The following is a 24,390-nucleotide window of genomic DNA, read 5'->3' on the forward strand; positions in this document are numbered from 1 at the left end:
TGTATAAGAGACAGTTGAAGCGGCTGTCGGATGCCGACATCGCTTTCGCCGAGGTCAACACCATGGCTGACCTGGCGACCCATCCGCATCTGCGCCGCATCGAGGTCGATACGCCGAACGGCCGCGTCAGCTATCCCGCACCGGCGCCGATCATCGTCGGCGAGACGCGCAGCTACGGCGCTGTGCCCGGCATCGGCGAGCGGCCCGGACAGAAGAAGTAACAAGAGCGAGGCGTCATGACCGAGAAGCTCGACATCGATCATTTGCGGCAATGGATCGGCCGCACCCAGGAGGCCACCGACACCGTCACCGCGCAGCTCGTCAAGGGCCTGCGCGCAACGCTGTTCCAGGAGGTCGGCGAGCCCAGATCCGGCGATGCCGCGCCGTTCACGGTGCATTGGTGCCTGGCGCAGCCGGTGTTTCCGATGTCGATGCTCGGCCCCGACGGCCACCCCACCCGCGGCGGCTTCCTGCCGCCGGTGCCGCTGCCGCGCCGGATGTGGGCTGGCGGCGAGATCGAATTTTTCGAGCCATTGCGCGTCGGCGATGACTCGACCCGGACCTCGCGCATCGCCGACGTTACGGTGAAGACCGGCTCGACCGGCACGCTGTGCTTCGTCGCGGTCGAGCACACCATTACCTCCCCGCGCGGGGTCGCGATCCGCGAGCGGCAGGACATCGTCTATCGCGCGATGACAAGCAGCCAGCCCGGCGGCGCGAAGGCCCCGCCTCCGCCGCCCAAGGCGCAGCACCGCGAGACGCATGTCTCCGATCCCGTGCTGCTGTTCCGCTACTCCGCACTGACCTTCAACGGCCACCGCATCCACTACGACCGCGACTACGTCACCAAGGTCGAGGGCTATCCGGGCCTGATCTTCCATGGGCCATTGCAGGCAGCGCTGATCATCGAGATGGCGGCGAAGATGCGGGGCGGCAAGGCGCCGAAGAAATTCAGCTATCGCGGCGTACAGCCGCTGTTCGAGGGGACGGAGTTCTCCGTCAACGCGAATGACACCGACGCCGGCCTCGAGCTGTGGACGGCGAATGCGGAAGGACAGCCGACGATGAAGGGAACGGCGGTGTGGTGATACACTCTCCTCGTCATTGCGAGGAGCGCACCGACGAAGCAATCCAGACTATCACAGCGGTAGCAGTCTGGATTGCTTCGCTTCGCTCGCAATGACGAGCGGGGCAGGGAGCTTCAATAAACAACAAGGGACGGAAACAGTGGCGAAGAACGGAAAATCCGGCAGCAAATCCGTCTCCGTCAAGGAGGCAACGCTCGACCTGTTGCGTGGCTTCGGCATCAGGCGCGTGTTCGGCAATCCCGGCTCGACCGAGTTGCCGTTCCTCAGCGACTGGCCCGACGATATCGACTATGTGCTGGCGCTCCAGGAAGCCTCCGCCGTCGGCATGGCCGACGGCTACGCGCAGGCAACGCGCAACGCCGGCTTCGTCAATCTGCATTCGGCGGCCGGCGTCGGCAACGCGCTCGGCAACATCTACACCGCGCATCGCAACCAGACGCCGCTCGTGATCACCGCGGGCCAGCAGGCGCGCTCGATCCTGCCGTTGCAGGCGTTCCTCTATGCCGAGCGCGCGTCCGAATTCCCGCGGCCCTACGTCAAATACAGCGTCGAGCCGGCGCGCGCGGAAGACGTGCCGGCCGCGATCGCGCGCGCCTATCACACCGCGATGCAGCCTCCCTGCGGGCCCACCTTCGTCTCGATCCCGATCGACGACTGGACCCATGCGACGACGCCGGTCGAAGCGCGCAAGGTCAGCCGCGAACTCGGGCCCGAGCCGGAGGCGATGAGGGCGCTGGTCGCCGCGCTCAATTCGAGCAAGCACCCTGCCCTCGTCGTCGGCCCCGGCGTCGACCGCGCCGGCGCCGTCGATCGGATGGTACGCGTCGCGGAGAAGGCGAAGGCGAGCGTCTGGGTGAGCCCGTTCTCGGCGCGCTGCTCGTTTCCGGAGCGCCATCCGCAGTTTGCGGGCTTTCTGCATGCCTCGCCCGGCCAGCTCTCGGATGCGCTGCGCGCGCACGATCTCGTCGTCGTGATCGGCGCGCCGGTCTTCACCTTCCATGTCGAAGGCCACGCGTCGATCTTCGACGGGGGCACGCAGATATTCCAGATCACCGACGATCCGGATGCCGCCGCCGTGACGCCGGTCGGCGCCAGCATCGTCGCGACCATGAAGCCGGCGCTGAGCGCGCTGCTCGACCTGCTGCCGGAGAGCAAGCGCGCGACGCCAAAGGGCCGCACACTTCCACCAGCGCCAAAAGCGGCCGATCCGCTGCCGGTCGAGTTCCTTCTGCACTCGCTGTCCGAAGCGATGCCGGAGGGCAGCTCGTTGGTCGAGGAAGTACCCTCGCACCGGCCCGCGATGCAAAAGTTCATGCCGATGCGCGGCCAGGACAGCTTTTACACGATGTCGAGCGGCGGGCTCGGCTACTCACTGCCCGCCTCCGTCGGCATGGCGCTCGGCAAACCGACGAGCCGCACGGTGTGCCTGATCGGTGACGGCTCGGCGATGTATTCGATCCAGGCGCTATGGACTGCCGCGCAGCGCAAGCTGCCGCTCACCGTCGTCGTCATCAATAATTCCGGCTACGGCGCCATGCGCTCGTTCAGCCAGGTCATGCAGGTGCGCAACGTGCCGGGGCTGGAATTGCCCGGCATCGATTTCGTCAAGCTCGCCGAAGGCATGGGCTGCGACGCGATGCGGGTGACGAAGGCGGCGGAGCTTGGGGATGCGCTCAAGCGCGCTCTCACGTCCAACGGCACGAGCCTCGTCGAGGTCGTCGTGGACTCGGCGGTGCCGCTGCTGTACGCGAAGAATTAGGCTGCGCTTTAACCCATCATCATTGCGAGGAGCGAAGCGACGAAGCAATCCAGAGTGCCACCGCGGAAGCAGTCTGGATTGCTTCGCTGCGCTCGCAATGACGAGATTGTTGAAACGGCTCGCCAGATTCTCGGTGTCATCGCCCGCCTTGTGCGCAATTGCGCACTGGAGCGGGCGATCCAGTATTCCAGAGGCCGTGACGAATACGGAAAAGCCGCGGCGTACTGGATGCCCCGCTTTCGCGGGGCATGACGGCGTCAGTTGCGGCTGCGCATCCCCCTACTTCCCGAATTCCTCCCGCATCTTGGCCTGGATCTTGGCCATGCCGCCGATCCAGCGGTCGTAGTCCTCGGTCTTCTTGCGCATGTAGCCGAGCACCTGCGCGTGCGGCAGAATCAGGAACGTCTCCTGCGCAATGCCGGCGAGCGCGTCTTTCGCGACCTGCTCGGGCGAGAGGTCGCCGTCGCCACTTTGCGGCCCCTTCGGGATCGCGCGCAGCATGTTGGTATCGACGCCCTGCGGGCAGAGGATCGAGACGCGAATGTTGTGCGCCTTGTGCGAGATCGCGAGGTTTTCGGCAAAGCCCACCGCTGCATGCTTCGTCGTCGAATAAGCGGGGCTGCCGACCTGCGAGAGCAGGCCCGCGGCCGAGATCGTGTTGAGGAAATAGCCGCCGCCGCGGGCTTTCATGCGCGGGACGAGGTGCCGCGCCGCGTACACGTGGGCCATGACGTGGATCGCCCAGCTCCGCTGCCAGGGCTCATCCGACGAGCCGCCGGCGTTTACTGATAAGGGATCGAAGCCGCCGCCGATGCCGGCGTTGGAGCAGAACAGCTCGATCGGGCCGAACTGCCGCTCCGTTTCGTCGATGACATGGGCGATGTCCTTTTCCTGGGCGACGTCGCATTTGAAGGCGGCGCCGTTCACGGTGGCCGCCACTGCGCGCGCGCCGGCGGCCTCCATATCCGCGACCACGACCTTGGCCGCGCCTGCCTGATGAAACACCTCGCACAGCGCCTTGCCGATGCCATTGGCGCCGCCGGTGACGACCACGACTTTGCCGGTCACCTGCATCCGACGTCTCCTCTTATGCCGCTTATACCGCTTCTGTTCGCGCTCAGCTCAGGACGAGATCGAGCACCGCGGTATAATGGCACGCCGCGCCGGCCAAGACAAAGCCGTGCCAGATCGCGTTCTGGAAACGCAGGCGCCGCCAGGCGTGGAAGATCACCCCGAGGGAATAGAGCGCGCCGCCCGCGACCACGAACCACAGCGCCATGGTCGGCAGCGCCTTGACCACGGCGTCGTAGAGCATCAGGCCGCTCCAGCCCATGGCGAGGTAAATACCGACGGCGACGCGGTCGAACCGGCCGGGCCAGCCGAGCTTGAGCACGATGCCGAGGATCGCCACGCACCAGACACCGACGAGCAGCGCCAGCGCGAAGGTGCTGTCCTTTAGTTCCAGGATGAACGGGGTGTAGGTCGCAGCGATGAGGAGATAGATCGCCGAGTGGTCGAAACGCCGCAATATCCATTTGGCCGGCGACACCGGCCACAGATTATAGGTCGCCGACAGCACCAGCATCGAGAGCAGGCCGGCGACGTAGATCGAGACGCCGACGATGTCGACCGCGCTGGCATTGACCGCTGCCAGCACCACCAGAACGGACGCCGCGACGATGCCCGTCAGCACGCCGATGGCATGGATGACGCCGTCGGCGATCAGCTCGGCACGGTCATAGTCCCAGCCGATGACGTCGGCTGCGGCATGGACGGAGGTCGACGCGAGTTCTTTCAGTCTAAAAACGGTCATGGCAGTCCGAAGGCGACGCTGTGGCACTCTTATGTGGGTCTTTCGTGGTCGGCGAGGCGTTCAAAGGCTGGTTCACCCGAAAACGCGGTGGAAGTATGAAGCTTGATTTTCCTCAAGCAGTTGCCACTTTTGTGACTAGTCCAATCTGCCTATTCCGCCGGCACGAGATCCCTCGCCTCCCCCATGGCATTCAGCTTCCAGGATATGGTCGAAGAGGCGCGCCTGTCGGCCCGGGCGCTGCTCGATTATGGCGAGCACTTCTTCAATCCGACTGTCCGGCTCGGCGTCACCGGCCTGTCGCGGGCCGGTAAAACCGTGTTCATCACCGCGCTGATCCATGCGCTGACGCGCGGCGGCCGGTTTCCGGTGTTCGAGGCCTTTGCCTCCGGCCGCATCGCACGTGCAAAACTCGCGCCGCAGCCAGACGATGCCGTGCCGCGCTTCGACTACGAAAACCATCTGCGCGCGCTGACCGAGGACCGGCACTGGCCGAACTCCACCGTCGACATCAGCGAGCTCCGCCTCGTCATCGACTACCAGCGCCAGAACGGCGCGGACCGTAACCTGACGCTTGATATCGTCGACTATCCCGGCGAGTGGCTGCTCGATCTGCCGCTGCTGCAAAAGAGCTACGAGCAATGGTCGGCGGAGAGTCTGGCGCTGTCGCGCGCGGCGCCGCGGGCGCATCCGGCGGCCGACTGGCACGCGCATCTGGCAACGCTCGAGCCCGAGGCAGCCGAGGACGAGCAGGCAACGCTGACCTCCGCAAGGCTGTTCACCGAATATTTGCGCGCCTGCCGCGACGAGCGCTTTGCCATGAGCCTGTTGCCGCCCGGCCGCTTCCTGATGCCCGGCAGTCTCGCCGGCTCGCCGGCGCTGACCTTTGCACCGCTTGATGTGCCCACGGGCGGACAGGCGCCGGAGGGATCGCTGTGGGCGATGATGGTACGCCGCTACGAGGCCTACAAGGACGTCGTGGTGCGCCCCTTCTTTCGCGACCACTTTGCCCGGCTCGACCGCCAGATCGTGCTGGCCGATGCGCTCGCCGCGTTCAACTCCGGCCCCGAAGCGCTGCATGACCTCGAAGCCGCGCTCGCCGGCATTCTGGATTGCTTCCGGATCGGACGCAGCACCTTCATCTCCAGCCTGTTCCGCCCGCGCATAGATCGCATCCTGTTCGCGGCGACCAAGGCCGATCATTTGCATCACTCCAGTCACGACCGCCTCGAGGCCGTGTTGCGGCGCGCGGTGTCGCGGGCTGTCGCGCGTGCTGAAAGCACCGGCGCAGAGATCGATGTGGTGGCGCTCGCCGCCGTCCGCGCGACGCGCGAGGCGCAGGTTGCGCGCGGACGCGACAGACTGCCATCCATTCTCGGCACGCCCACCGCGGGCGAAAGCGCCAATGGCGAACTTTTCGACGGCAGTACTGAAGTGGCGACTTTCCCTGGCGATCTGCCTGCCGACCCGGAAGCGCTGTTCAACGGCGCCGAATCATTCCGCGGGCTTTCGACTGCCGCTGCTGAGACGAGCGACTTCCGTTTCCTGCGCTTCCGCCCGCCAAAGCTCGAGCGCGAGGGGGCTGAGGAGCCGACGCTGCCTCACATCCGCCTTGACCGTGCCTTGCAGTTCCTGATCGGAGACAGGTTGGAATGAACGAGCGACACGAGCAGCGGCGGCCCGCGACGTTCCGCCTGGATGACCCGGGCGTCGTCGTGACCGAAGCCGATGAGCCCGGACGACTCAGCCGCGCCGCGATCCAGATCACGCCGGAGCCCGATCCCTTGGCGCTGCCCGTGCCGGTCGAGACGCCGGTCGTGGTGCGGCGCGGCTTCCCCTGGGGCACGCTGTTCTGGTCGGGCCTTGCCGGGCTGACGCTGCTCGGGGTCGGGCTTGGCGTCGTCCATCTGATCGAGGATCTCTTTGCGCGGAGCGAGAGCCTCGGCATCGTCGGTCTCGCTCTCGCCTTCGTCACCACGCTCGCACTCGCTGTCGTGGTCGGACGCGAGGCGTTCGGTCTTGCCCGGCTCGCGACCATCGAGAAGCTGCACCAGCGCGCGACAAGCGTGCTCGCCAGCGACAACCGCGCCGAGAGCCGCGTCATCGTGCAGGATCTGCTGCGCATCGCGCATCAAAACCCACAGCTCGCACGCGCCCGCGCGACGCTGCAAAACCACGCCGGTGAGATCATCGACGGCGCCGACATGATCCGCCTCGCCGAGCGCGAGCTGATGACGCCGCTGGATGCGGAAGCGCGGCGGCTGGTGTCATCGGCCGCGCAGCGGGTTTCGATCGTCACCGCGGTGAGCCCTCGCGCGCTGATCGATGTGCTGTTCGTGTTCGTGGCCTCGCTGCGCCTGATCCGCCAGCTCGCGCGGCTCTATGGCGGCCGCCCCGGTGCGCTTGGCATGATCCGGCTCTTGCGCCACGTCATCGCCCACCTCGCCATCACCGGCGGCATGGCCGCGAGCGACAGCCTGGTGCAGCAGATGCTCGGCCACGGGATAGCAGCAAAACTGTCGCAACGCCTCGGCGAAGGCGTGCTCAACGGACTATTGACGGCGCGGCTTGGCCTCGCCGCCATCGACGTCACGCGCCCGTTGCCGTTCGCAGCACTGCCGCAGCCGAAGCTGTCGGATCTTGCGACGGATCTGCTGCGGAAAAAGGAAGACGAGGAGTAGCGCTTCGCGCCACGCGCACGCTGCACCCTCTCCCCTTGTGGGAGAGGGTGGCTCGCCGCGCAGCGGCGAGACGGGTGAGGGGTCTTTCTCCGCGAGTGCATCTCTCACGACTTGAATTCGCGGAAAGAGACCCCTCATCCGGCGCTTCGCGCCACCTTCTCCCGCAAGGGGAGAAGGGAAGAGGCCGTCGCGTCCCTAACTATGCGAGTGCGCGTCTTTCGCATTTCGCCCGCCAGCACACGCCACTGGAACAGCGGCGAGTCCTTTGGCGGAGAGAGCTCAGGCGTCCAGCCGGTGAGCTTCTCCAGCGCGTAGGTGTCCATGACGAGGCCGCGCCAGCGGCGGTCGACCTGTTCGAGCGGCTCGCGAGTGACCGGCAATGCATTCCACAGCGGCAGATGATTGTCGGGCTCGCGTCCGACATAGAGGCCGGCATGCCCACTGATGCGGTCCATGCCGGGATCACGAAAATCCTGGAAGCGGCCGCGTTCGTTGATCTCGATGACCGGCACGCGGCCACGGAACAGCCAGCGCAGCATGGCGTAGGTGCGATAGTCGGTCGTCGCGATCCAGGTCGCCCCGGTCTTGTCGAGTTGCGCTTGCGCGCGCGCAGCGACCTGCTCATAGCCGGCCTCGGCGCCGATCGGATCAATCCTGCCGAGGAGATTCCAGGGCGCCACGACGTAGTAGAGAAACACCACGACGACGAAGGCGATGCCGGTCGTGACGGCCGTATCGGCCCAGAAGTTTGCCGATCGGATCATCCGCTCGGACCAGCCCTCGCGCTGCAAGCTCGCGAGATTGATGGCCGCAGCGGCGAACCCGACCGGCCACATGAACATCGGCCAGGTGTCACCGACCCGCAAGGTGAGCGATTTCCAGAGGAAGTAGAGGAACGGCACCAGCACCGCGGTCGAAAGCAGGATAGCGACCGGCTCGCGCGTGCGGTAGCCGCGCCACGCCGTCAGCGTCAGGCCGGATAGCACCACCGGCAGCATGACGAAGCCGACGAGGCCGAATTGCAGGCCGATATAATCGCCGATGGTGCGCAAGGAGACGCCGTAATTGGCGGTCGCGCGCACGCCCTGGAAGCGGAACGAGGCCCAGTCGTGCTGCGCGTTCCAGATCAGGACCGGCGAGAACACGCCAATCGCAACCAGCATGGCGAGATAGGGATAGGGGCTGCGCAGCCAGCGCCAGCGCCAATCCGGCACCAGCACGAACGCGATCACGGCGGGCAGGAACATGATGGCGGTGAACTTGGACAGCAGCGAGAGCCCCGCGAACAATCCGGCCGCGAGCCACCAGCGGCCGTCGCCGCTCTCTGTCAGCCGCACCAGCGACCAGAACATCGCGACCGCGACGGGGATCATCGCGACGTCAGGTGCGACCTTGGACATCAGCAGCCCGTAATAGAGCGCCGCCTCCGGCATCAAGAGCGCGAACACGATCGCGCGAACGTCATGCGTCATGCGTCGCACGATGTCGGCGAGCAGGCACTGCGTGACGAACATCGCCACGATGCCGCCGAAGCGGACGCCGAGCTGGGTGTCGCCGAAGATCGCGGTGCCGAAGCGGATCAGCCAGGCGATGCCGGGGGGATGGTCGAGGAAGCTGAGCGCAGCTTCCCTCGACCAGGTCCAGTAATAGGCCTCGTCGGTGCGCAGCTCGAGCATCGAGGCATAGACGATGCGCAAAGCCGTCATTGCCGCGATCACCAGCGCGGCGATGATGAGGTGCCGGCGCGCGGCGCCGTCGGGCTTTGCTGTCATGTCGGGGGCTGTCGTCACGGGCGCGCTTTTCCCCGACTTGGGAGGGGGAGTCAATGCGGGGGACACGGCGCCTCATTCTCCCCTGTCGTCCCGGGGCTCGCGAAGCGCAGATCCGGGACGACGACCGAGACAATGCAGCCCCATGCCGCGCAAGTGATCGGGCGAGCTGTTCTCGGCTGGAATTAAACTCTACGATGGCTGATCTACATGACGAGCTGATACAAACCGAATCATGGCGACCGTTCTTGCACGATTTTCCGAACTGTTCCGCGGCACCGGCGTTCGCCAGGTGCGACTGGTCTGCGGCGTCATCCTGTTTAGCTATGTGGTCAGCCATTTCCTCAACCATGCGCTCGGCAATATCTCCGTCGAGGCGATGCAGGCCGGCGTCTACTACCATGTCCTGTTCTGGCAGTTCCTGCCGGTCGCGATCCTGTTCTACACCGCGGCACTGGTGCATGCCGGGCTCGGCGTCTTCGCGCTCTATCAGCGCCGCCAGTTCCGCTGGAAGACGGTCGAGCCGCTCCAGCTCGTGCTGGGCCTCAGCATCCCAGCGCTGGTGATGGCGCATCTGATCGGCGTGCGGCTCGCCCACACGCTGTATGGACATGAAAAGCTCTATCCGCAGGAGCTCTACCTGTTCTTCGTCGCGTCCTCCACCCGGCTGTGGCAGATGACGATCCTGCTCATCGTCGCCTGGGTCCATGGCTGCATCGGGCTCTATTTCTGGCTGCGTATGAAGCCGTTCTTCCAGCGCGCCGCGCCCTGGCTGCTCTCCGCGGCCGTGCTGATCCCGACGCTGGCGATGCTCGGCATCTATCAGGGCGGACGCAGCGCCGCCGCCGACAGCGACGATGCGGACTGGCGCGCGGCCAATCTCACCCAGCGCCAGGTCGGCACCGTCGCGCAAGACCGCACGCTCAACCGCATCACCGGCGGGCTGACGTTCGGCTATCTCGGCCTGCTCGGCATCGTGCTGCTCGCGCGCGGCGTGCGGGGCTTGCGCGAGCGGCGCGGCGGCATGATCGCGCTGTCCTACGGCAACGGCAAGACGGTGCGCGTGCCGAAGGGCCTGTCCGTGCTCGAGGCAAGCCTGCGCCACAACGTGCCGCATGCCAGCGTCTGCGGCGGCCGCGCGCGCTGCTCGACCTGCCGCATCCGCGTGATCGGCGATCACGGCATCCTCCCCGAGCCGTCGCAGCGCGAAGCCTTCGTGCTTGCGCGCGTCGGCACCACCGATCCCTCGATTCGCCTCGCCTGCCAGCTGCGGCCGACCTGCGATCTCTCCTTCTTCCAATTGTTCACGCCGCACACCGCGGCGAGCATGGAAGGTTCAGGGCCGGCGCGGATTGGCCAGGAGCGCTATCTCGTCAGCCTGTTCGTGGACATGCGCGGCTCGACCCAGCTCGCCGAGAAGCGTCTGCCCTTCGATACCGTCTTCATCGTCAACCGTTTCTTAGGAGCGGTCTCGCAGGCGGTAATCGAGAATGGCGGCCAGCCGAACCAGTTCGTCGGCGACGGCATGCTGGCGCTGTTTGGCCTCGCGGCCAATCCGCAAACCGCCTGCCGCCAGGCACTGCGCGCGGCAGGCAGCATTGCCAAGCATGTCGACGAGCTCAATGAGCTCTTGAGCCATGACCTGCGCGATCCGATCCGCTTCGGCATCGGCATTCACGGCGGCGAAGTGATCATCGGCGACATCGGCTATCGCGATCACATCGTGTTCACCGCGCTCGGCGACGCCGTCAACGTCGCGGCGCGTTTGCAGGACATGACCAAGGCGCTCGCTTGCGAAGCCATCGCCTCCGACGAAGTTCGCCGCACCGCCGGTCTTGCAGAGGACGCGCTGCCGCAGCAGGAGGTCGCGATCCGCGGCCGCGACGAGCCGATGACCGTGCGCGTTATCGCCGATGCCAGGCAGCTCGGCGGCCTAGTCGACCGCGACGAGCGCGCGGCGGCCTGACGCCGCGCATTCATGCTGCGATGCAGCGTCGTGGTCACGCTGCGAAAGCACGAATTGACTTCGCACCCGCCGATGCGACAGATGATCGCGAGGCCAGCGGTGATGACCGCGACTCGACCGAAATGCTCCGGAGGGAGACGATGATCGACAGACGCGACCTGCTCAAGGGAGCGGGACTTGCCGCAGTGGCGGCCACACTGAGCTCGACCAAGGCGCTGGCGCTGGACACCGTCACGCTGCCCTTCGCCAATGGCGAGCGGCCGCTGGTGAAATATCCGCAGAAGCGGCCGATGATCGGCCTGACCAGCCGGCCTCCGCAGCTCGAGACGCCATTCGCGATCTTCAACGACGGCCCGCTCACGCCGAACAACGCGTTCTTCGTCCGCTATCATCTCTCCGACCTGCCCTACAATCTCGATCCCGACAAGTTCACGCTCGAGGTCAAGGGCAAGGTCGACAAGCCGCTCAAGCTGTCACTGAAGGACATCCGCAAGATGAAGGCGGCTGAGATCGTCGCCGTCAATCAGTGCTCGGGCAACAGCCGCGGCTTCTCCGATCCGCGCGTCGCCGGCGGTCAGCTCGGCAACGGCGCGATGGGCAATGCGCGCTGGCGCGGCGTGCCGCTGAAGGCCGTGCTCGAGATGGCCGGCGTGCAGGCCGGCGCCAAGCAGGTCACCTTCAACGGCATGGACGGCCCGGTCAGCGACGAGACGCCTGATTTCGTCAAGGCGCTCGACATCGATCATGCGACCGACGGCGAGGTGATGCTGGCCTATGGCATGAACGGCGAGGACCTGCCGTTCCTCAACGGCTTCCCGCTGCGCCTCATCGTGCCCGGCTATTACGGCACCTACTGGGTCAAGCACCTCAACGAGATCACCGTCATCGACAATGTCTACGACGGCTTCTGGATGAAGTCGGCCTATCGCATCCCCGACACGCCCTGCAATTGCGTCGAGCCGGGAACTGCGCCGAAGGCGACGATCCCGATCAACCGCTTCACCATCCGCTCCTTCATCACCAGCGTTGCCGACGGCGCCAGGCTGAAGGCCGGCCGCACGACGCTGCGCGGCATCGCCTTCGACGGCGGCACGGGCATCAAGGAGGTCTCGGTCTCGACCGACGGCGGGAAGAACTGGACGCAGGCCAAGCTCGGCAAGGATCTCGGCAGATACTCCTTCCGCGAATGGAAGCTGCCGGTGAAGCTCGCGGCCGGCCCGGTCGAGCTGAAGGTGCGTGCGACCAGCAATGGCGGCGAAACCCAGCCGGACACGCCGCGCTGGAACCCGGCCGGCTATTTGCGCAACGTCGTCGAAACCGTCCGTGTCACGGTCGCCTGAAGGAGAATGACGATGAAGCGCACCGCTCTCCTCACGCTCGCTCTCGCGGCAGGCCTACACGGCTCCGCCACCGCCGCCCCCATCGGCTACCAGAATCCGGACGAGGTCGCCGCCTTCAAGCCCGGGCCCAATCTCGACGTGGTCAAGAACAACTGCACGGCCTGCCACTCGGCCGACTACGTCAGCACCCAGCCACCGATGAAGGACAGAAAAGCCTTCTGGCAGGCCGAGGTGACCAAGATGATCAAGGTCTATGGCGCGCCGATCGACGATGCCGACGTCGGCAAAATCGTCGACTATCTCGCCGCGACCTATTGACAGGCTGCCCGCCGCCGGCCGGTCAAATGACCGCGAAACGGGCAAAACCGGCAAAACCGCCGCGAAGTTGAGCGAATTTCCGCAAGAAACCGGCATGGTTTGAGCTACCAAGCCCGTAACATTCCGGTGTATCCTGCTTCGACCGAGCCGGCCGGTTTGCGGGGACTGGCGGCTCGTGCTTGTGGAGGAAAGTCCCGCGGAGAAGACGTGATGCCCAAAGGTACGGTCAAGTGGTTTAACCCGACGAAGGGTTATGGGTTCATCCAGCCTGCGTCGGGAGGCAAGGATGTGTTCGTGCATATCTCGGCAGTCCAGAAAGCCGGTCTGTCCACCCTGAACGAAGGTCAGACGGTGGAATATGAAGAGATCGCAAACCGGGGCAAGACGTCGGCAGAAAACCTCAAGGTATAAGCCCTCCGGCATTTCACCGCCTCCCGGATCGGATCCGGGAGCACGGGCCAAAAAAAATTTAGAAGACGATCAAGTGCATTCGACGACAAGCGTTGCGATTGCGCGAGGGGTGGGCTTTTTTGCGCGTAAAGACCCCTGATCGACACGACCTCCCCGACAATCGCGACGGCACGTTTCAGCCGACCGGCAAAGGTGCGTCGCGCTTGATCTCCTCCATCACCGCATAGGTGCGCGTTTCGCGCACGCCCGGCATCGACAGCAAGGTTTCGCCGAGAAAGCGCCGGTACGCGGCCATGTCGGGAAGGCGCGCCTTCACGAGATAGTCGAAGCCGCCGGCAACCATGTGACACTCGAGCACTTCGGGCGCGAGCTTCACTGCGCGCGCGAACCGCTCGAAATTGTCCGGCGTGGTTTTGTCGAGCAGCACCTCGACGAACACCAGTAGGCCGAGCCCCAGGCGGTGCGGATTGAGCCGCGCGCCATAGCCTTCGACAAAACCCTCGCGCTGGAGCCGCTTCAGCCGCTCGCCGATCGAGGTCGGCGACAGGCCGATGCGCTCGGCGAGCTCGACATTGGCGATTCGCCCATCCTCCTGGAGGATCCCAAGGATTCTCCGGTCGATTTTATCAAGATCCATAGTATCCGCTGAAAATTGGCCTACTTCCTTTATTTTCTAAGGCAAAATCGCTATCTTGTCTATCGAACTACGGCGATGTGCGGATTAGGTTTGAGCCGACACAGGACACGCCATGCCGAACACTTCCTTCCCCTTCAGTGCGCCCTTCGCGCCCGATGACGCCGAGATCGCCGCCCCGCTGTTGCGGACCGCGCACCTCACCCCGCCCCAGGAGGCGCGGATCGACCGCACCGCCACGCGGCTGATCGAGGCGGTCCGCAAGCGTGATGACCGGCTCGGCGGGGTCGAGGACATGCTGCGCGAGTTCGCACTCTCGACCAAGGAGGGCCTCGCGTTGATGGTCCTGGCCGAAGCCCTGCTCCGCGTGCCCGACGCCCGCACCGCCGATCAGTTCATAGAGGACAAGCTCGGCGAGGGCGATTTCGTCCACCACGAGACCAAATCCACCGCATTCCTGGTCAACGCCTCGGCGTGGGCGCTCGGCCTCTCGGCGCGGGTGATCCAGCCCGGCGAGATGCCGGACGGCACCATCGGCCGGCTGGTAAAGCGGCTGGGCGCGCCCGCGGTGCGCGCCGCGACGCGGCAGGCGATGCGGCTGATGGGCAACCACTTCGTGCTCGGCGAGACCATCGAGCAGGCGCTGGAGCGTGCCCGGCCCCGCTCCGGCGAGCAGCCGCGCTACTCCTTCGACATGCTCGGGGAAGGCGCGCGCACAGCCTCCGACGCCAAGCGCTATTTCGATGCCTATGCCAGTGCGATTGCAACCATCGGTAAGGCGGCGGGCGAACGTCCCCTGCCCGACCGTCCCGGCATTTCCGTCAAACTCTCGGCCCTGCATCCGCGCTACGAGGCAATCAGCCGGGGTCGCGTGATGAAGGAGCTGGTGCCGCAGCTCCTGGAGCTCGCCCGGCGCGCCAAGGCCTATGACCTCAACTTCACCGTCGACGCCGAGGAAGCCGACCGGCTGGAGCTGTCGCTCGACGTGATCGCCGCGACGCTCGCCGATCCCTCGCTCGCCGGCTGGGACGGCTTTGGCCTCGCCATCCAGGCCTATCAGAAGCGCGCGGTCGCCGTGATCGACTATGTCGACGACCTTGCCCGCGCGCACGACCGCAAACTGATGGTGCGGCTGGTCAAGGGCGCCTATTGGGACACCGAGATCAAGCGCGCGCAGGAGCGCGGGCTCGACGGCTATCCGGTCTTCACCCGCAAGGCGATGACGGACCTCAACTACGTCGCCTGCGCCTCGAGGCTGCTGGCGTTGCGGCCGCGTATCTTCCCGCAATTTGCGACCCACAACGCGCTGACCGTTGCGACCGTGCTGGAGCTTGCCGGCGATAGCGGCAGCTTCGAGTTCCAGCGCCTGCACGGGATGGGCGAGGCGCTCTACGAGCAGCTCACGCAGGATCAGCCAAAGCTCGCCTGCCGCACCTATGCGCCGGTCGGCAGCCATCGCGACCTGCTCGCTTATCTCGTGCGCCGGTTGCTGGAGAACGGCGCCAACTCGTCCTTCGTGGCGCTGGCCGCCGACTATCGCGTGGCGATGACCGCCCTGCTGCAACGCCCCGCTGACATCATTGGCAAGCCGCAAGCTGCGCATCACCCGAAGATCCCGCTGCCGCGCGAGCTGTTCGCGCCGGAGCGGCGCAATTCACGCGGCGTCGAGTTCGGCGAGCGGGCGGCGCTTGATCGCCTGCTGGCCGACACCGCGGCCGAGCCAACCGATCTCAAGCCCGTTGCCGACGCCACGCCCGAGCAGGCGAACGCGGCGGTCTCAGGGGTGCGCGCGGGCTTTGCGGCCTGGAGCCGGACGTCTGCGGGCACCCGCGCGGCGGCGCTGGAGCAGGCCGCGCACCTCCTGGAGCAGCGGGCTCCCTATTTCATCACCCTGCTCCAGCGCGAGGGCGGCAAGACGCTCGACGACGCACTCTCCGAGCTGCGCGAAGCCGCCGATTTCTGCCGCTACTACGCCGCTCAGGGCCGAAAGCTGTTCGGCAGTGGCGAGGCGATGCCGGGTCCGACCGGCGAGAGTAATGTGCTGGCGTTGCGCGGTCGCGGCGTGTTTGTCGCGATCTCGCCGTGGAATTTTCCACTCGCGATCTTTCTCGGACAGGTGACGGCGGCGCTGATGGCCGGCAACGGCGTGGTGGCAAAACCCGCCGAGCAGACCCCACGGATCGCGCGCGAGGCCGTAGCCCTGCTGCACGAGGCCGGCGTTCCCGCAAACGCGCTGCAGCTCGTCACCGGCGACGGCCGGATCGGTGCCGCGCTGACCGCGCATCCCGATATCGCTGGCGTCGTGTTCACCGGTTCGACCGAGGTCGCCCGATCGATCAATCGCACGCTCGCCGCCAAGGACGGCCCCATCGTGCCGCTGATCGCGGAGACCGGCGGCATCAATGCCATGATCGCCGACGCCACCGCGCTGCCCGAACAGGTCGCCGACGACGTCGTCACCTCCGCCTTCCGCTCCGCCGGCCAGCGCTGCTCGGCACTGCGGCTTCTGTTCGTGCAGGAGGACGTCGCCGACCGCATGATCGAGATGATCGCTGGCGCCGCACGCGAGTTGAAGATCGGTAACCCCAGCGACGTTGCGACCCATATCGGACCGGTGATCGACCGCGAAACCAAGCAGCGGCTCGACGCGCACATTGCCCGAATGAAGACGGAGGCGCGACTGCATTTTGCTGGCAGTGCGCCCGAGGGCTGCTTCGTGGCGCCGCACATCTTCGAGCTCGCCGATAGCGGGCAGCTCACCGAGGAGGTGTTCGGTCCCGTCCTGCATGTCGTACGCTACCGCGCCGAAAATCTCGAGCGAGTGCTGGGTGCAATCGATCGTACCGGCTATGGGCTCACGCTCGGCGTTCACTCGCGCATCGACGACACGGTCGATGCCATCGTCGAACGGCTGTCGGTCGGCAATGTCTACGTCAACCGCAACATGATCGGCGCCGTGGTCGGCGTGCAGCCGTTCGGCGGCAACGGTCTGTCCGGAACCGGCCCCAAGGCCGGCGGCCCGCATTATCTCACGCGCTTCACCACCGAGCAGACTGTCACCATCAACACCGCCGCAGCCGGCGGCAACGCTGCCCTGCTCGCGGGGGAGGAGTAGCCACTGCCTGCGCCGTTGCATCCCGCCAAAACATCAGTCAAATGACCGACAGATCAGCACGCGCTAATTCCAGCGTGCGGGAAACAACAAGAGCGGGAGCGGCGGCACGATGCAGAAGGGCATTTTCGACGGCCTGAAGGTTTTGGATTGCGCAAGCTTCATCGCGGCGCCCGCTGCCGCGACCGTGCTGTCGGATTTCGGCGCCGATGTGGTCAAGATCGAGCCGCCCGGCATGGGCGATCCTTACCGTAATCTGCCGAATCTGCCGGGCTATCCCGCCAGCGAGCACAATTTCGCCTGGCTCTTGGAAGCGCGCAACAAGAAGAGCCTCGCGCTCGACCTCACCAAGCCGAACGCGCAGGCCGTGCTCTACAGGCTGGTCGCCGAGAGTGACGTCTTCATCACCAACATGCCACCGCAGGTGCGCTTGAAACTCGGCATCACCTATGACCATCTCGCGCACCTGAACGAGCGGCTGATCTACGCCTCCTTCACCGGTTACGGCGAAAAGGGCGAGGAGGCCAACAAGCCCGGCTTCGACAGCAACGCCTATTGGGCGCGCTCCGGCCTGATGGACCTCGTGCGCGCCGACACCAACACGACGCCGGCTCGCTCGGTCGCCGGCATGGGCGATCATCCCTGCGCCATGGCGCTCTACAGCGCGATCGTCACCGCGCTCTATCAGCGCGAGAAGACCGGCAAGGGCGCGCATGTCGCCTCCAACCTGATGGCGAACGGCGTGTGGGCGGCCAGCGTGCTGGCGCAGGCAAAACTCTGCGGCGCCAAGTTCGGCGAGCGGCGCCCGCGCGAGCGCGCGCTGAACGCGGTGACCAACCACTACCAGTGCAAGGACGGCCGCTGGATCATCCTCTCGCTGCTGAACGAAGACCGGCAATGGCCGACGCTCGCGCGCTGCATGGAGCGGGAGGATCTGATCACCGACCCGCGCTTTGCCACCAAGCCGGACCGTCATGCGCGCTCGGTCGAACTGATCAAGATTTTCGACGAGGTGTTCGCCACCAAGGACCTCGCCGAATGGCGCAAGATCCTCGACGGCAACGGGCTGGTGTTCGGCGTGGTCGGGATTCTCGACGACATCCCGAACGACCAGCAGATGCTCGACAACGAGGTGCTGGTGCCGTTCGAGAACGACACCATGCTGACCATCAATAGCCCGATCTGGATCGACGGCACGAGGAAGGTCCAGCCGCGCAAGCCGCCGGCGGTCGGCGAGCACAGCGACGATATCTTGCGCGAGGCGGGATACGACGAGGCCATGATCAAGACGCTGCGCGCATCGGGGGCGGTGGCGTAAGGGGCGCTACGCCAACGCTGCATTCACCGCCATCGTCCTGTGAGGCCCCCATGCCCAGCTACCGCCTGCACTACTTCCCCGAATCCGGCAACAGCTACAAGCTGGCGCTGATGCTCACGCTGTGCGGTGAGACCTTCGAGCCGGTGTGGACCGACTTTGCCGGCGGCATCACGCGCACTCAGGAGTGGCGGCAGACGGTCAACGAAATGGGCGAGATCCCCGTGCTCGAGATCGACGGCGTGAAGATGACGCAGACCGCACCGATCCTGCTGAAACTATCCGAGCAATATGGCCGCTTCGGCGGCGGGACGGCAGAGGAGAAGTTCGAGTTGCTGCGCTGGCTGTTCTGGGACAACCACAAGCTCACCGGCTACATGGCGACCTATCGCTTCATGCGGACGTTCACGCCGAATGGCGACCCGCAGGTGCTAAAGCATTTCCGCAGGCGGCTCGACGACTTCCTCGGCATTCTCGATCAGCATCTCGCGGGGAACGTATTTGCGATTGGCGAGGAGCCGACGGTCGCCGATATTTCAATGATGGCCTATCTGCATTATCCGAGCGACGAGCACGGCTACGATTTCGGAGAGAGCCATCCCGCCATCCACGCCTGGCTCGGCCGCATGGCGGCACTGCCCGGCTGGCGGTCGGCGTATGATCTGCTGCCGGGTAAACGGCTGGCGCATTACGCGTCTTAACTGGGAGAAACTATGACCGCGCTGCGATCCAGATCAGCGCGAACACGATGGCACCGATGACGACCGCCACCGCAACAGCCCAGGTGCTGACCCGGATGCTGCCCATGATCTGCTTGGCTTCCTCGTTACGCGCAATCTGGCGATTGCGCTCCTTGTTGGCTTCGCTGCTGTCCGTCATCGGTCATCCAAATGTCGCTTTGGCTAACGCGTCTTCACAAAGCACATGCCTATGTGACGTGAGGCGCCTGCCGCCTGGCAGGCGAGACCCTTGGCGCAGGTCCATGACGTAAAACTCTTGTCGGTGCCGGCCGATCCCGACGGTTGCAAATAACAATGGGCGCCCCAGCCGTCCTGATACTCGGTTCCCGCAAGCTCGGTGCTGCCGCGAAGCTGCGGCCGGCTGGCGAAGCCGCGCGAGAAGTCGGGACGCCTGCCTTCCGCAAATGCGGTCAGGATGTCGCGGCGGCGGACCTGGTCGCCGAAGAAATGCGGCGAGGCCGGCACGATGGTGGAGGGCTTGTCAGCGAGCCAGTCGACGCCCGGGAAATGGAAGCCGCCGATGCCGCGGGTCTGGTGGCAGCCGGCGCAGGTGATGTCGTTCAGCCGGCGCTGGAAGCCCGCCACCGAACGGATGTTCTGCAAGCTGATGCCGCGCTCGGCGACAGCCTTCAGCGCGCCGACCACATCGCCGTCGGTGAAAACGCCATCGCCTTTGCCCTCGCCTTGCATCAGGCCGAATTCAGGCTGGAGCTGTGATGCATCGAGCCCCGCCGGCGTCGGCGCGATCGCAGCTTTCGCGAGGAATTTTTCCGGGATCAGCACCGTACCGCGATCGAACTCGCCAAAATGCTCGGGCGCGAGCAGCCAGTCCCTGAAGTCGCGCTTGAGCGTATCGTCGCTGAGGATGCGATCGCGATCGATCTGGTTCTCCAGCGTCGACTCCTCGAACAGCTTGGTGTCGGGATTGTATTTGAACACCTTCAGAAGATAGTCGGTGCGGAAATCGTGGCTCGCCGATTTCGGCATGACCGCGATCTGGATGTTGGTCTCGATGCGGTCGAGCATCGCATCGTAGGGAAACGGAAGTTGCTTGACGAGATCGAGCGGATCGTCGTTGGCGAGCCAGCGGCGCGCGATCTCCGCACAGGTCGCCGGCTTTCCGCTCGGCACGGTCTGCCGCTCGTCACGCGCCTTCAGCACCAGGTTGAACGTCATCGGCAGGCGCGAGGCGGTCTTGCCGCCATCCGGGTTCGTCTCGAAACGGACAAGACGGTAGATCAGGCGGACCTCGCCGCAGGAGGCCTCCGACACGTAGGCGCGATCCATGCGGTTGACGATGCCCGCCAGCACGAAGCGCGCATCACGGGAATCGAGATTGGCGCGATCGAACAGTTGAACATCAAAACCTTCACCGACGCCGATGGTTTCGTTCGGCGCCTCCGCCTTGCGCCGCGCGACGTAGCGCTCGAACTCGGCGTCGATCGCGGGGCGGATCTGAGCAAGCTGCGGCAACCATGCGAACAGCATGTCTGATGTGAGCGGGAAATTGGCGTTCCGTTCCGGCCACAAGAGGCGCGAGATCGTCAGCACATCGTGCTGATCGAGCTTGCGCAGTTGCTCCGGATCGGTGATCGCCGTGCCGCGATCCAGGCCTGCATTCTCGGCGGCCGACAGCGACAGCGCGCCGCTGCATAGCGCGACGAGGGCGGCGAGAATTCGCAGACGGCGATGGCTCATGCCTCCACTAACACCGCCGCTATCGGCCTATTCAAGCAAAAAGGCGCTTCACATCGCAGTGAAGCGCCTTTCCTCAAGCTCGGAGCCGCACGGCTTAGCGCGCGACGATCAGACCCTTGCTGGTGACGACGACCCAGCGGCCATCTTGGCGGCGGATCGCATCGACCCGGCCGAGACCCGGCACGGGATCGCCGGCATAGACCTCGTACAGTCCGTCGCGTCCCTCGATCAGCGCGCCGCCATTGGCAACGTCGCGCAGGCGCCAGCCTTCGATCGTCGGCAGCCGGCCGATTTCCGGCTTCGGCGCCGGGAGCGGTACCGCGGCCTGTGCAGGAGCCGTAGCCGGCGCTGCGGCCAGCGCGGCCGCCTGTGCTGAAAGGGTTTGTGGCGTCGCGGCGGCGACCTGGGCCGGGGCGATCGAGCCAGTGGTCTCCTTCGCGGCAGCGGTCTGCGCTGGCGCGGGGGCCTGCGCCGAGCGCAGCTTGTCGACGGCCTCGGACAGCTTTGCGAGCTTGGCGGCAGGCTCGGCCTGCGCCTTCTCGAGCTTATCGAGGCGGTCGCTGGTCTTGTTGAACTGGCCGGTCGCGGACTTCGAGGTGTGATCAAGGCCGGCCTTCAGCGCAACGACATCGGCATCGATCCGCGCGACGGAGGCTTCCAGCGCGCTGGTGTCGGCAACCGGTGCCGGCGCAGCAGCCTGGTTCGCCGCAAAGTGCATGACGCCAGCGGTCGCGAGCGCGCCGCTGATCGCCCCGACAACGGCTGCAAGCGCGACGACGGCAGCCATCGCCGAGAGCCGGCGCTTGCCGCCCGTGTCCCTCGCTTCCGGCTTGACCTCCGGCTCCTCGCGATCCCAGTTGCGCTCTGAGGGTGCCATGACGACCAGCTTGCCGGGCTTCAACTCGGGCTTGGGTTCGTGCAGCTTGGGCTCTGCGTCAGCCTTGGACTCTTCGGGCTTGGGCTCTTCCGGCTTGGGCTCTTCCGGCTTGGGCACGTCGAGCTTGGGCACCACCAGCCTTGGCGGCTCGACCTTCGGCGCTTCGACCTCGGAGGCATCAGGCATCAGCCCATCCGGCTTGGGCGCCTCATGGTCCGGCGCGATCGACGGGACGTCGGCGCGCGTCTCCAGGCCAGCCTCCGACGAAACCTCGGCGGGCTGCGATTCCGCGGCCTGTTCAGGCATTGCTTCGCTCACGGCTCAAATACTCCAGTCAAGGTTGACCTTTTGGTAACTTTCATTGCTTGCGAAATCCTTACCCTTGGACCCGCTTACCGAAATTTTAGGAACTCATCCGGGGCCGAATTGGGCCGGGATCATGGAACCGGCGTGGCGGCCCGAGCGCAAAATTGCGTTCGGGACTGACGGACCAGGCCTCGATGCCGGACGAAGGCGTTGTTTGCCTGACAGAATTGGCCGGTTAACATGGCCTTAACCGTCCCGTCAGCGCCAAGGACGCCGTTTGCGAGGCGAAGCGCGACGCTTCCCCAATAGTCGTCCTGGCGAAGGCCAGGACGACTGGTAATTCACATCACCACCGGCTTGTCCGGCAGCTCGTTCGGATGCGGGCCGCGCGGCGGAAAGTGGCGCGCGAGCTCGCGAGAGACGGCTTCGATACCCTTGATCACGCCGTGCTCGAACCGGCCGGCGCGGAACTCGGTCTCCATCTCGCGGCAGATCTTTTCCCACCCCGCAGCGCCGACCTTGGCGTCGATGCCGCGGTCGGCGACGATCTCGACGTCGCGGTCGGCGAGCAGGAGATAGATCAGCACGCCGTTGTTGTTGGAGGTATCCCAGATGCGCAAATGCGAGAAGACGTCGAGCGCGCGCTCGCGCGCCGGCTGGTTGCGGAACAGCGGCCTGCCATCAAGAGCGCCTTCGACGACGAAGCGGACCTGACCGGAATGCGCAGTCTCGCTCTGCTTGATCGCCTGCTCGATCCGGTCGAGCACTCGTGGGGTGAAGACCTGCTTGGCACGCCACTGGTGCTGCAGGAGATGCCTGGTAATGCGCTTGATGCTCATGACCTACCAGCTCCCCGAGGCTCCGCCGCCACCAAAGCTACCACCGCCGCCGCTGAAACTGCCGCTATCGCTGGACGACGAGCCGCTGCTCCAGCCGCCTCCCGAGGAACCGCTCGACCAGGAGCCGCCGCGCGAGTAGCGCCTCCCCGAACCTGATGTCGGAGCAAGATCAGCGATGAACGCCAGGATAAAGGCGATGGCACCGACGCCGATCGCGAGGGCCAGTGAGCCGATCATGAACCAGGCCACTGCCGCAAGCACCCCGCCGGTCGCAACCGAGCCAAGCAATCGGCCGAACATCGTGCGCAGGATGCCGCCGACGAACAGCGAGGCAAACAAAGCGAAGGGAGCGACGGACCCGAGATCGTTCAGGTCGCGGGCAAAGCTCGTGCTGCGCTGAGGCGTCGGCAGCGGCTCGCCGTCGATCACACGCATTATGCGATCAACGCCATCGGAGATGCCACCGGCAAAGTCGCCGGTCCGGAATTTTGGCGTGATGACCTCGTCGATGATCCGCCGCGAGGTCACGTCGGTGAGCGCGCCTTCGAGGCCATAGCCGACCTCGATGCGCAGGTGCCGGTCGTTCTTGGCGACGAGCAGGATCGCGCCGTCATCGATCTTCTTGCGGCCGACCTTCCAGGCATCCGCGACGCGGATCGAATACTGCTCGATCGTCTCCGGCTGTGTCGACGGCACGATCAGGACGGCGATCTGACTGCCCTTGCGGTTCTCGTAGTCCCGCAGCCGCGAGGTCAGCGACGCGACGTCGCCGCTCGAGAGCGTCCCGGTCAGGTCGACGACGCGCCCGGTGAGCTGCGGCACGGCGACGTCGGCCGCGGCCGTGAAGGCAAAGGCGAGGAGAAGTGCAAGCAGGAGGAAGCCACGCTGTGCGAAGGCGGAACAGGCGCGCAACATCCTCACTGTCATCGCCCGGCTTGACCGGGCAATCCAGTATTCCAGAGACGCCGGAGGGATACGGAGAAGCTGCGGCGTACTGGATTCCCCGCTTTCGCGGGGAATGACAGCGAAGGACGTGGTGCGCATCGGGGTCGAACGCGCTTATTTCGACGGCGCAGGCGCCGGGTTGAAATCGACCTTCGGCGCGGTCGAGATTTCCTTCTCGTTCTCCACGCTGAAATTCGGCTTCTCCTTGTAGCTGAACATCATCGCAGTGAGGTTGGTGGGGAAAGAGCGGATGGTGACGTTATAATCCTGCACCGCCTTGATGTAGCGGTTGCGGGCCACCGTGATGCGGTTCTCGGTGCCCTCGAGCTGCGACATCAGATCCTTGAACAACGCATCCGATTTGAGCTGAGGATAGTTTTCGGTGACGACGAGAAGGCGTGACAGCGCGCTGGAGAGCTCGCCTTGCGCGGCCTGGAATTTCTGGAACGCGGCGGGATCGTTGAGCACCTCGGGCGTTGCCTGGATGCTGCCGACCTTGGCGCGCGCATTGGTGACCCCAAGCAGAACATCCTTCTCCTGCTGGGCAAAGCCCTTCACCGAATTGACGAGATTGGGCACGAGGTCGGCACGGCGCTGATACTGGTTCACCACCTCGGACCAGTTGGACTTGATCTGCTCATCCTGGCTCTGGATCGCGTTGTAGCCGCAATTGGTCAGGCTGAGGCAGGCGAGCGCCGCCAGCACGGTCAGGATCTTGCGCATGAAACTTCTCCCGGTGGAATCCGGAGCCTAGATATCAGATTGCGCTCGCGGAGGACATG

Annotated in this window: 21 protein-coding genes and 1 pseudogene; 12 read left to right on the forward strand and 10 right to left on the reverse strand. The window is 65.4% G+C overall.

Going from position 1 to position 24,390, the window contains the following annotated elements; genetic code table 11:
• From Q2941_RS43140 to mdlC, 3 genes and pseudogenes are all read left to right on the forward strand, one after another.
• A pseudogene (locus Q2941_RS43140) lies at positions 1-221 on the forward strand (CoA transferase); the annotation flags it as partial.
• Between the two features lie 15 nt (positions 222-236).
• On the forward strand, positions 237-1,088 hold the full coding sequence (locus Q2941_RS43145; RefSeq protein ID WP_458196332.1) for an HTD2 family dehydratase: 852 nt from the start codon (positions 237-239) through the stop codon (positions 1,086-1,088).
• 139 nt (positions 1,089-1,227) lie between these two features.
• Positions 1,228-2,847 (forward strand): benzoylformate decarboxylase, encoded by a 1,620-nt coding sequence (gene mdlC / locus Q2941_RS43150; RefSeq protein ID WP_458196333.1) that lies wholly within the window; start codon positions 1,228-1,230, stop codon positions 2,845-2,847.
• Positions 2,848-3,126: 279 nt separating this feature from the next.
• Here mdlC and Q2941_RS43155 read toward each other — a convergent pair whose 3' ends face one another.
• Both Q2941_RS43155 and trhA read right to left on the reverse strand, forming a co-directional pair.
• Complete coding sequence (locus Q2941_RS43155; RefSeq protein WP_254110548.1) at positions 3,127-3,921, reverse strand: SDR family oxidoreductase; 795 nt, start codon at positions 3,919-3,921, stop codon at positions 3,127-3,129.
• Positions 3,922-3,964: 43 nt separating this feature from the next.
• On the reverse strand, positions 3,965-4,660 hold the full coding sequence (gene trhA, locus Q2941_RS43160) for a PAQR family membrane homeostasis protein TrhA (protein WP_027528739.1): 696 nt from the start codon (positions 4,658-4,660) through the stop codon (positions 3,965-3,967).
• A 183-nt stretch (positions 4,661-4,843) separates the two neighbouring features.
• Here trhA and Q2941_RS43165 point away from each other — a divergent pair, with 183 nt between their 5' ends.
• A complete protein-coding gene (locus Q2941_RS43165) occupies positions 4,844-6,313 on the forward strand; it encodes a YcjX family GTP-binding protein (RefSeq protein ID WP_027528740.1) in 1,470 nt (489 codons plus the stop codon).
• Positions 6,310-7,338, forward strand: a complete 1,029-nt coding sequence (locus Q2941_RS43170) for a YcjF family protein (RefSeq protein ID WP_254110545.1) — start codon at positions 6,310-6,312, stop codon at positions 7,336-7,338. Before Q2941_RS43165 ends, Q2941_RS43170 begins: the two co-directional genes overlap by 4 nt.
• Positions 7,339-7,472: 134 nt before the next feature.
• Here Q2941_RS43170 and Q2941_RS43175 read toward each other — a convergent pair whose 3' ends face one another.
• A complete protein-coding gene (locus Q2941_RS43175) occupies positions 7,473-9,110 on the reverse strand; it encodes a glycosyltransferase family 39 protein (protein WP_458196337.1) in 1,638 nt (545 codons plus the stop codon).
• Between the two features lie 232 nt (positions 9,111-9,342).
• Here Q2941_RS43175 and Q2941_RS43180 point away from each other — a divergent pair, with 232 nt between their 5' ends.
• The 4 genes from Q2941_RS43180 to Q2941_RS43195 all read left to right on the forward strand — a co-directional run bounded on the left by Q2941_RS43180 (position 9,343) and on the right by Q2941_RS43195 (position 13,142).
• The gene (locus Q2941_RS43180) at positions 9,343-11,073 is read left to right on the forward strand and encodes an adenylate/guanylate cyclase domain-containing protein (RefSeq protein WP_458196334.1); all 1,731 of its coding nucleotides are present in this window, start codon (positions 9,343-9,345) and stop codon (positions 11,071-11,073) included.
• Positions 11,074-11,213: 140 nt separating this feature from the next.
• Entirely contained in the window at positions 11,214-12,413 is a 1,200-nt protein-coding gene (gene sorA / locus Q2941_RS43185; protein WP_254110543.1) for a SorA family sulfite dehydrogenase catalytic subunit, read from the forward strand.
• 12 nt (positions 12,414-12,425) lie between these two features.
• The gene (gene sorB / locus Q2941_RS43190) at positions 12,426-12,731 is read left to right on the forward strand and encodes a SorB family sulfite dehydrogenase c-type cytochrome subunit (RefSeq protein ID WP_027527931.1); all 306 of its coding nucleotides are present in this window, start codon (positions 12,426-12,428) and stop codon (positions 12,729-12,731) included.
• Positions 12,732-12,941: 210 nt separating this feature from the next.
• The gene (locus Q2941_RS43195) at positions 12,942-13,142 is read left to right on the forward strand and encodes a cold-shock protein (RefSeq protein ID WP_027527932.1); all 201 of its coding nucleotides are present in this window, start codon (positions 12,942-12,944) and stop codon (positions 13,140-13,142) included.
• A 175-nt stretch (positions 13,143-13,317) separates the two neighbouring features.
• On the opposite strand, the gene Q2941_RS43200 is transcribed toward Q2941_RS43195, so the two are convergent.
• On the reverse strand, positions 13,318-13,779 hold the full coding sequence (locus Q2941_RS43200; protein ID WP_027527933.1) for an Lrp/AsnC ligand binding domain-containing protein: 462 nt from the start codon (positions 13,777-13,779) through the stop codon (positions 13,318-13,320).
• A 112-nt stretch (positions 13,780-13,891) separates the two neighbouring features.
• On the opposite strand from Q2941_RS43200, the gene putA reads away from it, so the two are divergent.
• The 3 genes from putA (at position 13,892) to Q2941_RS43215 (ending at position 18,904) form a co-directional block, all read left to right on the forward strand.
• Positions 13,892-16,891 carry a bifunctional proline dehydrogenase/L-glutamate gamma-semialdehyde dehydrogenase PutA gene (putA, locus tag Q2941_RS43205; protein WP_254110542.1) on the forward strand — a complete coding sequence of 1,000 codons (3,000 nt, stop codon included), beginning with the start codon at positions 13,892-13,894 and terminating at the stop codon, positions 16,889-16,891.
• A 109-nt stretch (positions 16,892-17,000) separates the two neighbouring features.
• Complete coding sequence (locus Q2941_RS43210) at positions 17,001-18,206, forward strand: CaiB/BaiF CoA transferase family protein (protein ID WP_254110541.1); 1,206 nt, start codon at positions 17,001-17,003, stop codon at positions 18,204-18,206.
• 50 nt (positions 18,207-18,256) lie between these two features.
• A complete protein-coding gene (locus tag Q2941_RS43215) occupies positions 18,257-18,904 on the forward strand; it encodes a glutathione S-transferase family protein (RefSeq protein ID WP_254110540.1) in 648 nt (215 codons plus the stop codon).
• A gap of 10 nt (positions 18,905-18,914) precedes the next feature.
• Here Q2941_RS43215 and Q2941_RS43220 read toward each other — a convergent pair whose 3' ends face one another.
• The 6 genes from Q2941_RS43220 to Q2941_RS43245 form a co-directional block, all read right to left on the reverse strand.
• Entirely contained in the window at positions 18,915-19,082 is a 168-nt protein-coding gene (locus tag Q2941_RS43220) for a hypothetical protein (RefSeq protein WP_254110539.1), read from the reverse strand.
• A 23-nt stretch (positions 19,083-19,105) separates the two neighbouring features.
• Positions 19,106-20,641 carry a hypothetical protein gene (locus Q2941_RS43225; protein WP_027527937.1) on the reverse strand — a complete coding sequence of 512 codons (1,536 nt, stop codon included), beginning with the start codon at positions 20,639-20,641 and terminating at the stop codon, positions 19,106-19,108.
• Positions 20,642-20,735: 94 nt separating this feature from the next.
• On the reverse strand, positions 20,736-21,824 hold the full coding sequence (locus tag Q2941_RS43230) for a hypothetical protein (RefSeq protein WP_458196338.1): 1,089 nt from the start codon (positions 21,822-21,824) through the stop codon (positions 20,736-20,738).
• A 341-nt stretch (positions 21,825-22,165) separates the two neighbouring features.
• Complete coding sequence (locus tag Q2941_RS43235) at positions 22,166-22,663, reverse strand: TPM domain-containing protein (RefSeq protein WP_458196336.1); 498 nt, start codon at positions 22,661-22,663, stop codon at positions 22,166-22,168.
• 3 nt (positions 22,664-22,666) lie between these two features.
• Complete coding sequence (locus Q2941_RS43240; RefSeq protein ID WP_035665082.1) at positions 22,667-23,590, reverse strand: TPM domain-containing protein; 924 nt, start codon at positions 23,588-23,590, stop codon at positions 22,667-22,669.
• 132 nt (positions 23,591-23,722) lie between these two features.
• Positions 23,723-24,331 (reverse strand): LemA family protein, encoded by a 609-nt coding sequence (locus tag Q2941_RS43245; RefSeq protein WP_254110538.1) that lies wholly within the window; start codon positions 24,329-24,331, stop codon positions 23,723-23,725.
• Between the last annotated feature and the right edge of the window lie 59 nt (positions 24,332-24,390).

This window comes from Bradyrhizobium sp. UFLA05-153 (assembly GCF_054185185.1).

Excerpts from the sequence above, each read along its gene's own strand:
- putA (WP_254110542.1), top strand. The coding sequence starts at position 13,892 with ATGCCGAACACTTCCTTCCCCTTCAGTGCGCCCTTCGCGCCCGATGAC.
- Q2941_RS43225 (WP_027527937.1), bottom strand. The coding sequence starts at position 20,641 with ATGAGCCATCGCCGTCTGCGAATTCTCGCCGCCCTCGTCGCGCTATGC.
- Q2941_RS43165 (WP_027528740.1), top strand. The coding sequence starts at position 4,844 with ATGGCATTCAGCTTCCAGGATATGGTCGAAGAGGCGCGCCTGTCGGCC.
- Q2941_RS43220 (WP_254110539.1), bottom strand. The coding sequence starts at position 19,082 with ATGACGGACAGCAGCGAAGCCAACAAGGAGCGCAATCGCCAGATTGCG.
- Q2941_RS43180 (WP_458196334.1), top strand. The coding sequence starts at position 9,343 with ATGGCGACCGTTCTTGCACGATTTTCCGAACTGTTCCGCGGCACCGGC.
- Q2941_RS43145 (WP_458196332.1), top strand. The coding sequence starts at position 237 with ATGACCGAGAAGCTCGACATCGATCATTTGCGGCAATGGATCGGCCGC.
- Q2941_RS43210 (WP_254110541.1), top strand. The coding sequence starts at position 17,001 with ATGCAGAAGGGCATTTTCGACGGCCTGAAGGTTTTGGATTGCGCAAGC.
- Q2941_RS43240 (WP_035665082.1), bottom strand. The coding sequence starts at position 23,590 with ATGACAGTGAGGATGTTGCGCGCCTGTTCCGCCTTCGCACAGCGTGGC.
- Q2941_RS43200 (WP_027527933.1), bottom strand. The coding sequence starts at position 13,779 with ATGGATCTTGATAAAATCGACCGGAGAATCCTTGGGATCCTCCAGGAG.
- Q2941_RS43245 (WP_254110538.1), bottom strand. The coding sequence starts at position 24,331 with ATGCGCAAGATCCTGACCGTGCTGGCGGCGCTCGCCTGCCTCAGCCTG.
- trhA (WP_027528739.1), bottom strand. The coding sequence starts at position 4,660 with ATGACCGTTTTTAGACTGAAAGAACTCGCGTCGACCTCCGTCCATGCC.
- sorB (WP_027527931.1), top strand. The coding sequence starts at position 12,426 with ATGAAGCGCACCGCTCTCCTCACGCTCGCTCTCGCGGCAGGCCTACAC.
- Q2941_RS43175 (WP_458196337.1), bottom strand. The coding sequence starts at position 9,110 with ATGACAGCAAAGCCCGACGGCGCCGCGCGCCGGCACCTCATCATCGCC.
- Q2941_RS43195 (WP_027527932.1), top strand. The coding sequence starts at position 12,942 with ATGCCCAAAGGTACGGTCAAGTGGTTTAACCCGACGAAGGGTTATGGG.
- Q2941_RS43170 (WP_254110545.1), top strand. The coding sequence starts at position 6,310 with ATGAACGAGCGACACGAGCAGCGGCGGCCCGCGACGTTCCGCCTGGAT.
- Q2941_RS43215 (WP_254110540.1), top strand. The coding sequence starts at position 18,257 with ATGCCCAGCTACCGCCTGCACTACTTCCCCGAATCCGGCAACAGCTAC.
- sorA (WP_254110543.1), top strand. The coding sequence starts at position 11,214 with ATGATCGACAGACGCGACCTGCTCAAGGGAGCGGGACTTGCCGCAGTG.
- Q2941_RS43230 (WP_458196338.1), bottom strand. The coding sequence starts at position 21,824 with ATGCCTGAACAGGCCGCGGAATCGCAGCCCGCCGAGGTTTCGTCGGAG.
- Q2941_RS43235 (WP_458196336.1), bottom strand. The coding sequence starts at position 22,663 with ATGAGCATCAAGCGCATTACCAGGCATCTCCTGCAGCACCAGTGGCGT.
- Q2941_RS43155 (WP_254110548.1), bottom strand. The coding sequence starts at position 3,921 with ATGCAGGTGACCGGCAAAGTCGTGGTCGTCACCGGCGGCGCCAATGGC.